The sequence below is a fragment of the Burkholderia latens genome (assembly GCF_902499045.1).
Lineage (GTDB): Bacteria > Pseudomonadota > Gammaproteobacteria > Burkholderiales > Burkholderiaceae > Burkholderia > Burkholderia latens.
The window spans coordinates 62,341-76,678 of record NZ_CABVPL010000007.1 but is presented as its reverse complement, the minus strand read 5'-3'; the positions used below and the strand labels follow the sequence as shown (position 1 = coordinate 76,678).

The window sequence follows — 14,338 nt, the reverse complement described above, 5'->3', positions numbered from 1 at the left end:
GAATTATAGGGAGTAACGCGAATGCGTGCAAGCACTTTCTGACGACCGCGCTGCAATCGGCGGCGGAGTCCTTGCAGGGCCGGTACGGCACGCGCGTGCGCTAGAATCGAGCGGTTTGCTATGTCGTTCATTTCTGCGGCGCTGCCGCGCGCGATTGCGCGGGCGGCGTTGCAACTCTCACTACTGCATCGACGGATTCATGGACATCGCTCACGATCTGCAATCGATCGGCGCGCAGGAACAGGCGCTCGTGTTTCCCCATTTCGACCCCGCACGTGCTTGGGCGCTCGGCAACCGGATGCATGCGCTCGCCACGTCGCGCGGCCATGCGATCGCGATCGACATCGTCACGTTCGGGCAGCCGCTGTTCTATGTGGCGCTCGCCGGCGCAACGCCCGACAACGCGGACTGGGTGCGCCGCAAGCGCAACGTCGTCGCGCATTTCCGCCGCAGCTCGTATGCGATCGGGCTGCGCATGCAGCAGGCCGGCGCGACGCTCGCGGACAAGCACGGGTTGCCGGTTTCCGAGTATTCGCCGCATGGCGGGTCGTTTCCGTTGACGGTCGCGGGAGCCGGCGTGATCGGCTCGATCACCGCATCGGGGCTGCCGCAGCGCGCGGATCACGAGTTCGTCGTCGAGGCGCTGTGTGCGGAACTCGGGCACGACTACGCCGTGCTGGCGCTTGCGAGGAGCTGAACGATGCAGCTTCCGGGCTATGCATGGCTCGCGATCGCGATCGTCGCGGAAGTGATCGGCACGTCCGCGCTGCGCGCGGCAGACGGCTTCACGCGCCTGTGGCCGTCCGTGCTCGTCGTGGCCGGTTACGGCACGGCGTTCTACTGCCTGTCGCTCACGCTGCGCACGATGCCCGTCGGCATCATTTACGCGGTGTGGTCGGGCGCCGGCATCGTGCTGATCACGCTCGTCGCGATGCTGCTCTATCGTCAGGTGCCGGATCTGCCGGCGGTGATCGGTCTTGGGCTGATCATCGCGGGCGTCGTGGTGTTGAACCTGTTCTCGAAGATGCAGGCGCACTGAGCGTGCGCTTCCACTACGCCGGATGGCTTACATGACCGATTCCACTTTCGCTTCCGCGGAGGCCGCCCAGCCCGACGTGCGCGCGTACGTCGCGAACCGTATCGGCTATCTCGAACTGAACCGGCCGAAGGCGCTGAATGCGCTGTCGGTCGGGATGATCCGCCTGATGCAGCAGGCGCTCGACGCGTGGCGCGACGACGCCGACGTCGTTGCCGTCGTCGTGCACAGCCCGCATCCGCGTGCATTCTGCGCGGGCGGCGACGTGCGCTTCTTCCACGACGCGTGGCAGCGCGGCGACCGCGCCGCGGTCGATACGTTCTTCATCGACGAATACACGCTCAACCATACGATCTTCACGTATCCGAAGCCGTATATCGCGCTGATGCACGGTGTCGTGATGGGCGGCGGCATGGGTATTTCGCAGGCGGCGCGGCATACGGGCGGGCTGCGCGTCGTCACCGATTCGACGAAGATGGCGATGCCCGAAACGCGCATCGGCCTGTTCCCGGACGTCGGGATGAGCTGGTTCCTCGCGCGCGCGCCCGGCGCGCTCGGCCGCTATCTGGCCGTGACCGGCGCGACGCTGGACGCGGCCGGCGCGCTGTATGCGCAGCTCGCCGACGTCTACGTGCCCGACGCCGCGCTGCCGGCGCTGCTCGACACGCTGCGTAGCGCGCGCATCGACAGCGGTGCGCAGGCCGTTGCCTGCGTGGCCGCCGCGGCCGCCGCGCACAAGGTCGTGCCGACGCCCGATACGTCGGCGCTTGCCGATGCACGCGCCGGTATCGATCGGCACTTCGCGCAGCCCGATATCGGCGCGATTCTCGCGTCGCTCGACGCCGAGCAGGATTGCGCGGCCGTCGACGGGTGGGTCGAGAAAGCGGCGCATGCGATGCGCACGCAGTTGTCGCCGCTGTCGATGGCCGTGTCGCTCGAAGTCGTCGAGCGTGCGCGTGGTGCGACGATGGCGGATTGCCTGCGGCGCGACCTCGATCTCACGCGCTCGACGTTCGCACGCGGCGACGTGATCGAGGGCGTGCGCGCGCTGATCGTCGACAAGGACCACCAGCCGGCATGGCGCTTCAAGTCGCTCGCGGACGTCGGCCGGGCCGACGTGCTCGCGATGTTCGACAGCCCGTGGACGCCGGACACGCATCCGCTGCGCAACCTGAAGGACTGACGCCGGCGCGTCGCCGAATCGAAACGGAACGCAAAAAAGGCCGCCTGCATCGATTGTGCAGACGGCCTTTTCATTGGCGGACGCCGTTCGCCTCGGGCGGCGCGCATCGTGGAAGGCGCCGTCGTATGCGTTATTCGTCGCCGGCGTCGTCGGACATGAATGCGCGCATGAACACGAGCGCGCCGAAACCCCATACCGCATTCGCCGCGAAACCGGCCGCGAGCACCGGCATCATGTTGCCCGACGGCCAGATCCCGCGCAGCGGGTCGATCGCGAACACGCGCGCGGCGGTCAGCACGATGCCCCCGAACACCAGCGCGCCGATCCACGGCGCCTCGCGTTCCGGCGACACGCGCAGCAGCCACGCCATCGGAATCGCGCAACACGCGCTGATCAGCGCGTTCGCGACAAATTCAGGAATGCCGAGCGGCGCGAACGGTTGCGTGGAGAACCCGGCTGCGGCGATCACGTCGGCCGTATGCAGCAATGCGAGCGTCGCTTCGCGGAAGAAGAGCGCGGCCAGGAAGCCGGACAGGAACGGCAGGATGACTTTCTGCATCGATGAGTGCATTGCAGGCGCGGTCGGCCGGGGCTGTCCGCGCGAAGTTATTCGGATAGGTGCGTCATTATAGGGCCCGGGCGACACGATATTCGCTGCAGCGTCGTGCTAATCACGAAAGCGGAAAACCTAAGCTCAAAAAAATCGTTCCAAAGCCCTGCACCGATCCATAGACTGATTTCCCAGAAACAGCCGTGCAATCGCGCACTCGCCCGCTGCACGTGCTGACCGGCGAGCCATCCCGATTCGAACTCACACCATGCATGCGCCGCGCATTCGCGACGCGAGCAGGGCCTCGTTTTATCCCGATTCCGGCAAGGACAGTCAAGCAGGAGCAGCAGATGAATGTTTTCTGGTTTATCCCCACGCACGGCGACAGCCGTTATCTCGGCACCGCCGAAGGCGCACGCGCTGCGGATTACGATTACTTCAAGCAGATCGCCGTCGCCGCCGACACGCTCGGCTACGAAGGCGTGCTGCTGCCGACCGGCCGTTCCTGCGAGGACGCGTGGGTCGTCGCGTCGAGCCTGATTCCGGCGACGCAGCGTTTGAAGTTCCTCGTCGCGGTCCGTCCCGGCATCGCGTCGCCGGGGCTGTCGGCTCGGATGGCCGCGACGTTCGACCGCCTGTCCGGCGGCCGCCTGCTGATCAACGTCGTGACGGGCGGTGACGCGGCCGAGCTCGAAGGCGACGGCTTGTTCGCCGATCACGACACGCGCTACGAAATCACGGACGACTTCCTGAACATCTGGCGCGGGCTGCTGTCCGCATCGCACGAGAACGGCGGCTTCGACTACATCGGCAAGCACCTTCAGTCGAAGGGCGGCAAGGCGCTGTATCCACCCGTGCAGCGGCCGCACCCGCCGCTGTGGTTCGGCGGTTCGTCGCCGGCCGCGCACGCGATCGCCGCCGATCACATCGATACCTATCTGACCTGGGGCGAACCGCCCGAGGCCGTCGCGAAGAAGATCGCCGACATCCGCGCCCGCGCCGATGCGCGCGGCCGCAAGATCAAGTTCGGCATCCGCCTGCACGTGATCGTGCGCGAGACCGAGGATGAGGCATGGCGCGATGCGGACCGGCTGATCAGCCGTCTCGACGACGACACGATCGCGCGCGCGCAGAAGGCATTCGCGAACATGGATTCCGAAGGCCAGCGCCGGATGGCCGCGCTGCACGGCGGCAAGCGCGGCGGCCGCGAAGCGCTCGAGGTGTATCCGAACCTGTGGGCCGGCGTCGGGCTCGTCCGCGGCGGCGCGGGCACCGCGCTCGTCGGCAACCCCGAGCAGGTCGCCGCGCGCATGCGCGAATACGCGGATCTCGGGATCGAGACGTTCATCCTGTCCGGCTATCCGCATCTCGAGGAGTCGTACCGTTTCGCCGAACTCGTGTTCCCGCTGATCAAGGGCAAAGACGCAAAACGGGCGTCCGGTCCGCTGTCGGGGCCGTTCGGCGAGATCGTCGGCAACAACTATCTGCCGAAGGCGGCCCAGAGCTGAGCGAAGGAGGCGTGCGATGACTACCAAATCGACGGCGGGTGTAGCCGTGGCCGCCCGCGCCTGGCGAGGCGTCGCGCCGTGGCTCGTGCCGCTCGCGCTGCTGGTCGCATGGGAGGTCGGCGCGCGCGTCGGCTGGCTGTCGACCCGCGTGCTGCCCGAGCCGGTCGCGGTCGTGCGGGCCGCGTGGTCGCTCGTGAGCTCGGGCGAGATGTGGGCGAACGTGAAGGTCAGCACCTGGCGCGCGCTGTTCGGTTTCGCGATCGGCGGCGGCGTGGGCCTTGCGCTCGGGCTCGCGACCGGCCTGTCGAAAGCGGCGGAAGTCGCGCTCGACTCGACGATCCAGATGATCCGCAACATCCCGGCGCTCGCGATGATTCCGCTCGTGATCCTGTGGTTCGGGATCGACGAGAAGGCGAAGCTGTTCCTCGTCTCGCTCGGCGTGTTCTTTCCGGTCTACATCAACACGTATCACGGGATCCGCTCGGTCGACGCGAACCTGATCGAGATGGCGAAGAGCTACGGCGTGCGCGGCTTCGCGCTGTACCGCGACGTGATCCTTCCGGGCGCATTGCCGTCGATTCTGGTCGGCGTGCGCTTCGCGCTCGGGCTGATGTGGGTGATGCTGATCGTCGCGGAAACGATTTCCGCGCAGTCCGGCATCGGCTACATGACGATGAACGCGCGGGAATTCCTGCAAACCGACGTGGTGGTGGTCGGCATCCTGCTGTATGCGGTGCTCGGCAAGCTGGCCGACGTGCTGGCGAAATGGATCGAGCGCGTGACGCTGCGCTGGCACCCCGCTTATCAATCAGGAGCAAAGGCATGAATGCGACGACTTCCGCGGCCGCCTACGGCCCGCTCGCCGGCGCAGACCTCGAAGCGGAACTGGCGCAGGCGCGCGTGGCGGACGACGACGCGCGCAATGCGGCGATCGTCGATCGGGACGGTGGCGCATCCGTCGTGCCAATTGCACGGCGCCGCGCGGTGAGCCCCGGTTCCGCACCGGACGACGCGGTGACGCTGTCGGGTGTCAGCAAGCGTTTCGGTTCGCGCACCGTGCTCGACAACGTCGAGCTCGGCATCGCGCGCGGCAGTTTCGTCGCGATCGTCGGGCGCAGCGGCTGCGGGAAATCCACTCTGCTGCGCCTCGTGGCGGGACTCGAGGAACCGAGCAGCGGCGCGCTCGTGACGCGCGGCGACGGCGGCGGCGCGCTCGACACGCGGATCATGTACCAGGATGCGCGGCTGCTGCCGTGGAAGACCGTGCTGCAGAACGTGATGCTCGGCCTCGGCCGCGGCGCGCGCGACCGGGCGCGTGCGGTACTCGACGAAGTCGGCCTGCTCGAGCGTGCGAACGACTGGCCCGCGCAGCTGTCCGGCGGGCAGCGGCAGCGCGTCGCGCTCGCGCGTGCGCTCGTGCATCGGCCGCAACTGCTGTTGCTCGACGAGCCGCTCGGCGCGCTCGACGCGCTGACCCGCATCGAAATGCATGCGTTGATCGAGCGGTTGTGGCGCGAGCATCGGTTCACCGCATTGCTCGTCACACACGACGTGCAGGAGGCCGTCGCGCTCGGCGACCGGATCCTGCTGATCGAGCAGGGACGCGTCGCGCTCGACCAGCCGGTGCCGCTCGACCGGCCGCGTGCGCGTGCCTCGGCCGCGTTCGCGGCGCTCGAAGATCGCGTGTTGCAGCGTGTGCTCGCGGGCGGGCCCGGCGGGCCCGGCGGTGCCGGCGAGCCCGTCGCGGCTGAAACCGATCACGTACGACCGGCCGGGCAGATTCGCTGGGCCGTTTAAATTCGGGCGGCACCGGCCGCCCATTCTCAGACTTTTTCTTCGGAGCGATCAACCCGATGAGTATCACTGCTATCAACGTACGTAATCAGTTCAAGGGCAAGGTAAAGGAGATCATTCGCGGGCCGGTGGTGTCCGAAGTCGACGTCGAGACGCCGTTCGGCATCGTCACGTCGGTGATCACCACGCGTTCGGTCGACGAACTGGAGCTGAAGGTCGGCGCGGAAGTCGTCGCGCTCGTGAAGTCCACTGAAGTGTCGATCGCGCGCCTCTGATCGCGTGTGCGTTGCGCCGGCGTCGCGTGGACGGGTATCCGACCGCGGCGGCCGGCGCTTTTCGCGCGTTTGCCTCGGTATTCGGCATCCAGGCGAAGTGCTAGGATGGAACGACACCGACGCCGGAGGCCAACGCATGACCCCCATCCTTTCTCCCGAAGCCATCGAGGCGCTGAAGTGGATCGACCAGTTCGGCGACAGCCGGCCGGTCCCCGCCGCGTTCGACGACGTGGTCTATGCGTTGCTGAACGAAGGGCTGATCTACCAGGCGGCCGCCGACCGCGTCGACCTGACCGCCGACGGCAAATCCGTTTTGTCCAACGAATACGATTGATTGAGCGCACGGCGCCGGCCGCCGACGCGGCCCGGTGCCGCGTCGCCACGGAGCGAGCGATGGAACCGAGAGGCAGCGATCTCGGCGATTTCAGCGAGCCGTACCGCGGCTACGAGATCGAAGTGAAGACCGAGCAGGTATGGGACGGCGAGCATGCGCACTACCGCGTGCTGCAAGGCGAGGCCGTACGGATCGACTGGCGGCTCGTGAAAGTCGACGGGATGCTGCTGACCGAACGGCGCGTGATCGAGCGCGTCCTGGACGAAGCGCGGCGGGCCGTCGACGCCGAACTGGGCGGCGGCGGGGCGGTCTAGTCGGGGCGGCCGGCCGGTCTGGCCGCGTTGCGGTAAAATGCCGGGTTGTTTCCCGCGCCGCTTGCTGCCCCGAATTTCATGTCCGCATCGTCCTCGCTTCCTCCTCGCCGCGTGTCCGTGGCGCCCATGCTCGACTGGACCGACCGTCATTGCCGGTCGTTCCATCGCACGCTGACGCGCGATACGTGGCTGTATACGGAAATGATCACGACCGGCGCGTTGCTGTTCGGCGACGCGCAGCGGCATCTCGCGTTCACACCGAGCGAATCGCCGGTGGCGCTGCAGCTCGGCGGCAGCGAGCCGGACGATCTCGCGCGCGCCGCGAAACTTGGCGAGCAGTGGGGCTACGACGAGGTCAACCTGAATTGCGGCTGCCCGTCAGAGCGCGTGCAGCGCGGTGCGTTCGGCGCATGCCTGATGAACGAGCCGCAACTCGTGGCCGACTGTGTGAAGGCGATGCGCGATGCGGTGTCGGTGCCGGTCACGGTCAAGCATCGGATTGGCGTCGACGCGGTCGAGGACTACGCGTTCGTGCGCGACTTCGTCGGCACGGTGGCGGAAGCCGGCTGCGAGACGTTCGTCGTGCATGCGCGCAATGCGATCCTGAAGGGATTGTCGCCGAAGGAGAACCGCGAGATCCCGCCGCTCAAGTACGACTATGCGTATCGGTTGAAGCGCGATTTCCCGTCGCTGGAGATCGTGATCAACGGCGGGATCAAGACGCTCGACGAAGTCGCGCAGCATCTCGAGCATGTCGACGGCGTGATGCTCGGCCGCGAGGCTTATCACAACCCGTACGTGCTCGCGGGCGTCGATGCGCGCTTCTATGGATCGACCGCGGCGGTGCCGACGCGCGAAGAGGCCGAGGCGAAGCTGATCGAATACTGCGCGGCGGAGCTGAAGCGCGGCACGTATCTCGGTGCGATCGTGCGGCATGCGCTCGGGCTGTATCGTGGCGTCGCGGGTGCGCGCGGTTGGCGTCGTGTGCTGTCCGACAACAAGAAGCTCGCACGCGGCGATCTGGCCGTGTTCGATGAGGCGCGCACGCATCTGAACGTCTCCGAAGAAATTTTTGAAAAAAGTGCTTTGCAAGATTCAAAAGTGTTCGTATAATCTTGTTCTTCGCTGCTGAACACGAAACGAAACAGCGAAGAAACAAAGCAGTATCAGTGGTGGCTGTAGCTCAGTTGGTAGAGTCCAGGATTGTGATTCCTGTTGTCGTGGGTTCGAGTCCCATCAGCCACCCCAAAGAATTCCAAGCGGTATCAGGTAGTTAGAAACGGCACTGTTCGAAAGGACAGTGCCGTTTTTGTTTTGGAATTCCCATATTGGGAATTACTTGTATCTTCGCTGCGCGATCTCCGTTCGATGGTAGGCGCGCGCCGTCGTCGCCGGATTCGCGTGCAGAGTATGCAGCGCACCGGGTTCCGCGTTGGGCCGGGTCACGGGCGGGCGTGATTTCGATGTCTTCGATGACCTCGATGACCTCGATGACCTCGATGACCTCGATGACTTCGATGACTTCGATGACTTCGATGACTTCGATGACTTCGATGACTTCGCCGCGTTTCTTGTGCAGGCCCAATCTGTGGCAGTGGTCGGCCGCGTATGTGCTCGGAGCGTTCAACCAGACGATCGACCTCGCGACGACCGGTGCCGGCGCGGATGGATACCGCTCAGTGCCTGTTTCAGGGTACGTGGGTCTGTACGCGGGGTACAGCCCATCCGCCGGCGCTCGGACCCTGTTCGCGCGCAACGCCACTTCAACCATGCGCGGGAGCGTGAACGGGGGAGCAAATGCGCCGGCCGATATCACTGCGACCACACTGGTCAGGGCTCGGCCGACCAATTAGATCGGTCAGTTTGTTGTGGGCGATCGATCGGCTCATCTCGCTTCCGTATGCGTCGGGCTCAAGCACTTCGTCGCAGATCTCGACGCTGACGGCGCTCAATATTTCTTCTTTCGTTCCGTCGCTGGGTCGTCGTTCAGCAATTTGGCCGCTCTCGTGCCCCAGCCGATCTATTGGTCGGCAACCGCTGCCTCCGGTACGTTCACCTCAGCGCCCATCTTCATGTCTTCGTATGCATATTCCTCCGCACCGCAAGACCCGACGGTGTATGAGAATTTTGGAACTGTCGAAGTGTCCGATGCCCGCTGGGCGGCGTTTTATCGGTCCGCGGGAGGCAGTCCGGATGACCAATATCCGCCTCGGCCTAGCACGCTCATTTGAAATCATGGTGCACTATCCGCAAGATCAATTTCATACTGATGTATGAGCCCGATTATCGATAAATTATCGATTGGATCGTCGAATTTAATCCCAAGCTCGTTTGACGATGGGATGAATTCGTAAGCCGCATGGTTTCCAATCGTCTTTATATTTCTGATGGATCGAATCCCGCTCTTCATCGTCGGATTTTGCAACTGAATGTAGATGAATGCGCTGTTTTGCGTCATCCTGTTGATTTCTCTGGACAATGAGCGAAATATCCAGAACGGTCGTTTGCGGGGTCTGTCGATCATCACGAAAAGTTTTGGTTCCTGCGATGCGAGCAGGCGTTTAAAGCGCTCCGTTGTCTTCAATAGATCAGCGTAATCCGAATCGGTGGACGGATCGCGATGAGCAAACATTTCCCCGATATTGAATTTTTTGAGATAAAAAACATGATCTGCCCCAGCGTCCACAGTATCGCGTTTACGGGTTACCGTACGATAGTGAGCGCGGTCAAGAAACGTTTGCAGCTGGTCCCTCAGACAGTGAAGCATTGCCTGGGGTGAAGAGAAAGTCCAGTCGAATGGAAGCGAGTAACGGCGCAACCCAAAACTCCTTAGCAATGAACTCGTTAGGCAATGCGTTCCTAAGGAGATGATGTGCTTTACTGGCATGCCATTGACAGTCTTCTTTTCTCCATAGCTCGTCGTGCGCCGCACCATATCGGGGTGCTCGCTTGCGCGCGCAAGATATTCCTCGCTTGAGAGGAAGCTGCGTACAAGCCCAATGATTGCTGCATCCCTGTCCAATGCGGAATCAAGCGCGCTTGTGGCAGAGATGACGCCGCCTTGATCGCCCTCGCGATTCAGGATGCTTCTGTAAAGCTGCTCTACAAGAATTTTATTCTCGGCTCTCATATCGGGACGCTTATTTTTATCTTGATGTTCTGCATTCTAACCTGTAGCGAATTCCAGGGAAGGCAGGGGCGGAGTCGCTCCCGCCGGATTTTGCGTCGAAGAAGCTCTCTTCCACTAGGGGCACGTTTCCTATTGAACCTTTTTGGGTGGCCATTGGGCTGGAAGAATCAGCCACTTGGCGGTAGCTTGCCGTCCCCGTGGGCGGCTTTTTCATTTCGGGGAATCGATGAAGGACGATCTCGTAGCCAGGCGCGGTCAAGGGCCCGCCATCGGTGGGCGGCAACGTTTGGTTGTGGCTGAAGTGCCACGACGTCGATTGGTGGGTGTCCGTCGCGATGATCCCGTACATCGGGCTGCGGGCGTCCTACCAGATCAAGAACAAGGAAAAGAGGGAGTGACCTGCTGACCTTTCCCCTCCGGGGTATCCCACTGTAAAGTTAGTGGCAAGGCCGCAGGAGAACCCTTGTCATGAAGAAGTCGCGGTTCAGCGAAGAGCAAATTATTGGGGTGTTGAAGGAAGCCGACGCAGGCATGAAGGTCGCAGACCTATGCCGCAAGCACGGCATATCGGATGCGACGTTCTATAACTGGCGTAGCCGTTACGGCGGCATGGATGTGTCGGAAGCGCGACGATTGCGGCAACTGGAGGAGGAAAATCAGCGGCTCAAGCGGCTGGTGGCCGACCAGGCGCTGGACATCCAGGTTCTGAAGGACGTTCTCGGAAAAAAGTGAGTTCGCCCGCGCGGCGCCGAGAAGTTGTGCAGCAGGTGATTGAACAGCACGACTATTCGGAGCGCCGGGCGTGCGCGCTCATTGGCCTGAATCGCCGAACGTTCCGGCGGCCGGCGCCGCCTGACGCCGACCACGAAGTGCGGCAACGGCTGCGCGAACTGGCACAGGAGCGGCCACGGTTTGGCTCGCCCCGCCTGCATGTCTTGCTACGCCGGGAGGGCCTGGTCCAGAACCACAAGCGCACTGAGCGGCTGTACCGTGCAGAAGGCCTATCGCTTCGCCTGAAACGTCGAAAGAAGCGCCCGAGTCATCTACGCGCGGTCATGCCGACGCCCAACGGCGCAGACGAAAGGTGGGCGATGGACTTTGTTGCTGACGCGCTGGTGCACGGCCGACGCATACGCATGTTGACGATCATCGACGCGTGGAACCGCGAGTGCCCGCACATCGAGGTCGACTTCTCGCTAACGGGTGTACGCGTGGCGCGTGTGCTCGAGCAATTGCGGCAACGAGGGCGGTGTCCCAATCTGATTCAGGTGGATAACGGGCCGGAGTTCGTCAGCAAGGCGCTCGATGCCTGGGCGCACGAACATGGCGTCAAGCTGCAGTTCATCCGTCCAGGCAAGCCGGTGGAAAACGCGTACATCGAAAGCTTCAACGGCCGACTGCGCGAAGAATGTTTGAACCAGCATGCGTTCGTCAGTCTCGACGATGCGCGCATGCGCATCGAGGCCTGGCGCACTGACTACAACTCGGTGCGCCCGCATAGCGCCTTGGGGCAGTTGGCGCCGGACCAATTCCGGCAATTGCATCAACCGAAAACCGGCGAGCCCACTAACTTACGAATGGTGTACTCGGCGGGGTAAGGTCACTGCCATGCTCGCTATTTCGACTACGACGGCGTCAGCGAGCTTGACGTCAATGAGCATCGCGCTCTGTTACTCAAACGGGATCAGCGGTGGCATTACTGGTGCCACATGGGGCAGCACGATTAATTCCGATATTTTCTGAGAATGAAGCGGATGCTGAACGTTCAATTTTCTGATTCGACCGGAACCGAGACTACTTCGTATTTCGGAAGCCCGTATCCTAACCTCGGCACCGTAGACGGCCCGGATACGCGGTGGTCGGCGCTCTACAACGCTGCCCGCGGAGCTGATTCCGGGCTTCCCGCGCCGGCGAGTTCGTCTAGGCCTGGCCGACCGGCCGCGCTCGGGACGAGCCGCCCAGCAATCGTCTCACCAGATTTTTGCCGGGTAGCTCGATTGTGCGATACGTAACCCACGACAAGCAGATAGTTGCCATCACGAATACGACGAAAAATCCGCGGCTACTATATGGCATGTCGTATCGGGCGGCAATCCCGACGATGTGTACGCCCAGCTGCATAGGGAAATGCACCAGGTAAATGGAGTATGAAATCGTACCGAGGAATACGAGTGAAGGATGTTTCAGTGCCTTGTTGACCGCAGTTCCTCGCATCGCTCCGATGATCAGGGTTGGGAAGCAAATTAGCGTAACCGCCAGATCCGCTTCGCTTGTGAATTTCGAGGTGGCGCAGTAGTACATGAAGCATGCAGTCGAAACAATCGCTAAGAGATCGTAAGCGGCTTTCGGGATCGTGATCTTGTCGAATAAGGTATTGATCCGAAACAGCGCGACACCGATGCAGAAGCCGAACGTTGCTCGAAAGACGTCGTTGTCGACGCCGAAAAAGGTTGCACTGCTGATCAGGCCGTTCTCATACATGGCAGCGATCGATATCAGAAATACCGCGACCATTAGAACGGTGGACAGCTTTTTCCGGGCCGAAATCGCTGCAAGGAAGGCGATGTTTACGATGAACTCGGCAGAGATTGACCATGATGGCGCGTTGAACGAGAAGCCATGCTCGAGGCCGGTTCTGTTAAGCATCAGCAGGTTGAGGACAAACTCCCGCTTGTCGTTGAAGGTGTAAACAAATGGGGCAGAGTTAAGTTGATGCACCAACACCCATTGCATGATCGCGACGACGCACAGCATGGAAAAGTGCAATGGGTACAAGCGAGCGACCCGATCACGAAGGTTTGAAGAAAAATTCGGTGATCTCCGTTCATTCCAATATGTTCGAGCGAGCACGAACCCAGAAAGTACGAAGAAGAAGTCGACGAGAAGGAGACCGTGGCCGTAGAACGGAGCCAATAGTACGGGAAACGGCGACGCTTGAAAGTGGTTCGTGTAGTGCCAGGCGATCACGCCGATTGCGGCCAATGCTCTGAGGCTATCTAGTTCGTGTAGCCGTTCGTTTACGCTCATCGTGCTGTTGCCTGATATCCGGTTTGCGCGATTGTATCCGAGAAAAAACGTAGTCGTAGACAGCGCAGTGAAGGTCGCGCGAGGTCCGCGAGCCCGAATCAGGCGTCTCACGGTCTACGCGAAATATCAGTGGCGCGCCGGCCGCTCGCCGAGGTCCCCGAGCGCTGATTGGAACGTCGCGCGAGACAAGACCGTTCGGCACAAAACCGAAGCGCCGCCACCATCACCCCCCGCAATACCGAACGAGCAAATCGGCTTCCGTCTCATGCACTTCCACCGGCACGCTCGTCGCCCCCGCATACGCGAGATAGCGCGCGCGATGCTGGCCGTTCCTGAACGACGCGACGCCAAGCTTCGACAGTCCCGGGATGCCGAGCAACGTCCGCGTCCTCGTCTCGCGGAACGTGATGAACGGCATGTCGGGAATCCTGGCCCTGGCCGGATCGAGAAAGTCGCGGATACCTGCGGCCTTGCCGGGTGCCCAATACTGGACCGAAGGCAGCACATAGTCGGTCGTGTCGCGATCGGCGCATACGAGTAGTTTGATCAGATCGACCGTCACGACGCGATGGCGCGAGTCGTCGGATGCGAATACCCGCTTGAGATGCGTGTAGGCATAGGCGGCGTGTCCCGGAAGCTGGACGATCCACACATCGACGCCGTCATGTTGTGCCCGAGCGAGTGTCATTGTTTCCTTGAGTGGGGAAGCGATCTTGGAGGCCCGAGTGTAGCAGCGCGGCGAGGTCGCAAGCGGGCCGATACCTGACCGGATGCAGCGAGACCAGCCGCCAAGAAACGCGGCATGGAGATGATCACGAAACGCAACGACTTCGCCGACGAGGCCGACGCGCGCGCCAATATCGTCGGCTGGCTCGAGCGGCTTGCGAGCCCGCGCGGTGCACCAACCGCAGAAATGACGGCGGTGACTGCGGCCGCCAGTAGCGCCCCGGTTCGTGCTGAAAACGGTCTGATCCGTGCCGTCGAGCGTGATGCTTCCGTCGAGGAAGTCGTTAGCGACGTCGGCGTTGAAATTGCCAGCGATTTCGGCTGGATCGACATGCTTGCCGAATGGTTCACGGACGGTCCCGTATAGCGTCAGGCTCGCAGCATGTCCTAAGCGAGCGATTTCAATCGCAACGTCGTTTCGCCGAAATTCGAAAGAAAAATCGCCGATCCGGGAAAAGCCG

17 protein-coding genes and 1 tRNA gene are annotated in these 14,338 nt (G+C 62.6%); 13 read left to right on the top strand and 5 right to left on the bottom strand.

Annotation, left to right across the window (positions count from 1 at the left end; genetic code table 11):
• Window positions 1-199 precede the first annotated feature (199 nt).
• From BSE24067_RS07500 to BSE24067_RS07490, 3 genes are read left to right on the top strand one after another with little or no spacing between them, the layout of a single operon-like run.
• Window positions 200-697: a heme-degrading domain-containing protein gene (locus BSE24067_RS07500; RefSeq protein ID WP_151063571.1), complete on the top strand. Its 498-nt coding sequence runs from the start codon at window positions 200-202 to the stop codon at window positions 695-697.
• Window positions 698-700: 3 nt separating this feature from the next.
• Window positions 701-1,039 carry a DMT family transporter gene (locus BSE24067_RS07495; protein ID WP_151063570.1) on the top strand — a complete coding sequence of 113 codons (339 nt, stop codon included), beginning with the start codon at window positions 701-703 and terminating at the stop codon, window positions 1,037-1,039.
• Window positions 1,040-1,070: 31 nt separating this feature from the next.
• Window positions 1,071-2,219 (top strand): enoyl-CoA hydratase/isomerase family protein, encoded by a 1,149-nt coding sequence (locus BSE24067_RS07490; RefSeq protein ID WP_174904721.1) that lies wholly within the window; start codon window positions 1,071-1,073, stop codon window positions 2,217-2,219.
• Between the two features lie 130 nt (window positions 2,220-2,349).
• On the opposite strand, the gene BSE24067_RS07485 is transcribed toward BSE24067_RS07490, so the two are convergent.
• Entirely contained in the window at window positions 2,350-2,778 is a 429-nt protein-coding gene (locus tag BSE24067_RS07485; RefSeq protein WP_151063568.1) for a hypothetical protein, read from the bottom strand.
• A gap of 341 nt (window positions 2,779-3,119) precedes the next feature.
• Here BSE24067_RS07485 and ssuD point away from each other — a divergent pair, with 341 nt between their 5' ends.
• The 8 genes from ssuD to BSE24067_RS07445 all read left to right on the top strand — a co-directional run bounded on the left by ssuD (window position 3,120) and on the right by BSE24067_RS07445 (window position 8,242).
• Entirely contained in the window at window positions 3,120-4,277 is a 1,158-nt protein-coding gene (gene ssuD / locus BSE24067_RS07480) for an FMNH2-dependent alkanesulfonate monooxygenase (RefSeq protein WP_151063567.1), read from the top strand.
• Window positions 4,278-4,293: 16 nt separating this feature from the next.
• Window positions 4,294-5,103: an aliphatic sulfonate ABC transporter permease SsuC gene (ssuC, locus tag BSE24067_RS07475; protein WP_151063566.1), complete on the top strand. Its 810-nt coding sequence runs from the start codon at window positions 4,294-4,296 to the stop codon at window positions 5,101-5,103.
• A complete protein-coding gene (locus BSE24067_RS07470; protein ID WP_151063565.1) occupies window positions 5,100-6,074 on the top strand; it encodes an ATP-binding cassette domain-containing protein in 975 nt (324 codons plus the stop codon). Before ssuC ends, BSE24067_RS07470 begins: the two co-directional genes overlap by 4 nt.
• Before the next feature lie 56 nt (window positions 6,075-6,130).
• Window positions 6,131-6,346 carry a TOBE domain-containing protein gene (locus BSE24067_RS07465; RefSeq protein WP_006400187.1) on the top strand — a complete coding sequence of 72 codons (216 nt, stop codon included), beginning with the start codon at window positions 6,131-6,133 and terminating at the stop codon, window positions 6,344-6,346.
• 136 nt (window positions 6,347-6,482) lie between these two features.
• Window positions 6,483-6,680, top strand: a complete 198-nt coding sequence (locus BSE24067_RS07460; protein WP_151063564.1) for a hypothetical protein — start codon at window positions 6,483-6,485, stop codon at window positions 6,678-6,680.
• 59 nt (window positions 6,681-6,739) lie between these two features.
• On the top strand, window positions 6,740-6,994 hold the full coding sequence (locus tag BSE24067_RS07455; protein WP_151063563.1) for a hypothetical protein: 255 nt from the start codon (window positions 6,740-6,742) through the stop codon (window positions 6,992-6,994).
• 126 nt (window positions 6,995-7,120) lie between these two features.
• Complete coding sequence (dusA, locus tag BSE24067_RS07450) at window positions 7,121-8,107, top strand: tRNA dihydrouridine(20/20a) synthase DusA (RefSeq protein ID WP_244122183.1); 987 nt, start codon at window positions 7,121-7,123, stop codon at window positions 8,105-8,107.
• A gap of 59 nt (window positions 8,108-8,166) precedes the next feature.
• Window positions 8,167-8,242, top strand: a tRNA-His gene (locus BSE24067_RS07445).
• 25 nt (window positions 8,243-8,267) lie between these two features.
• Here BSE24067_RS07445 and BSE24067_RS07440 read toward each other — a convergent pair.
• Window positions 8,268-8,621 carry a hypothetical protein gene (locus BSE24067_RS07440; protein ID WP_170297433.1) on the bottom strand — a complete coding sequence of 118 codons (354 nt, stop codon included), beginning with the start codon at window positions 8,619-8,621 and terminating at the stop codon, window positions 8,268-8,270.
• A gap of 606 nt (window positions 8,622-9,227) precedes the next feature.
• Window positions 9,228-10,124: a DUF1796 family putative cysteine peptidase gene (locus BSE24067_RS07435; protein ID WP_151063560.1), complete on the bottom strand. Its 897-nt coding sequence runs from the start codon at window positions 10,122-10,124 to the stop codon at window positions 9,228-9,230.
• A gap of 468 nt (window positions 10,125-10,592) precedes the next feature.
• Between BSE24067_RS07435 and BSE24067_RS07430 the strand changes: the two genes are divergently transcribed.
• A protein-coding gene (locus BSE24067_RS07430) for an IS3 family transposase (RefSeq protein WP_151063559.1) occupies window positions 10,593-11,722 on the top strand; the annotation gives its coding sequence in 2 pieces (ribosomal slippage) (window positions 10,593-10,842 and window positions 10,842-11,722; 1,131 coding nt in all).
• A gap of 322 nt (window positions 11,723-12,044) precedes the next feature.
• Here the strand turns inward: BSE24067_RS07430 and BSE24067_RS07425 are convergent.
• Together BSE24067_RS07425 and BSE24067_RS07420 are read right to left on the bottom strand one after the other, a co-directional pair.
• On the bottom strand, window positions 12,045-13,151 hold the full coding sequence (locus BSE24067_RS07425; protein WP_151063558.1) for an acyltransferase family protein: 1,107 nt from the start codon (window positions 13,149-13,151) through the stop codon (window positions 12,045-12,047).
• 223 nt (window positions 13,152-13,374) lie between these two features.
• A complete protein-coding gene (locus BSE24067_RS07420; RefSeq protein ID WP_151063557.1) occupies window positions 13,375-13,839 on the bottom strand; it encodes a plasmid fertility inhibition factor family protein in 465 nt (154 codons plus the stop codon).
• A gap of 114 nt (window positions 13,840-13,953) precedes the next feature.
• On the opposite strand from BSE24067_RS07420, the gene BSE24067_RS07415 reads away from it, so the two are divergent.
• Window positions 13,954-14,244: a hypothetical protein gene (locus tag BSE24067_RS07415; protein ID WP_151063556.1), complete on the top strand. Its 291-nt coding sequence runs from the start codon at window positions 13,954-13,956 to the stop codon at window positions 14,242-14,244.
• Window positions 14,245-14,338: the final 94 nt, after the last annotated feature.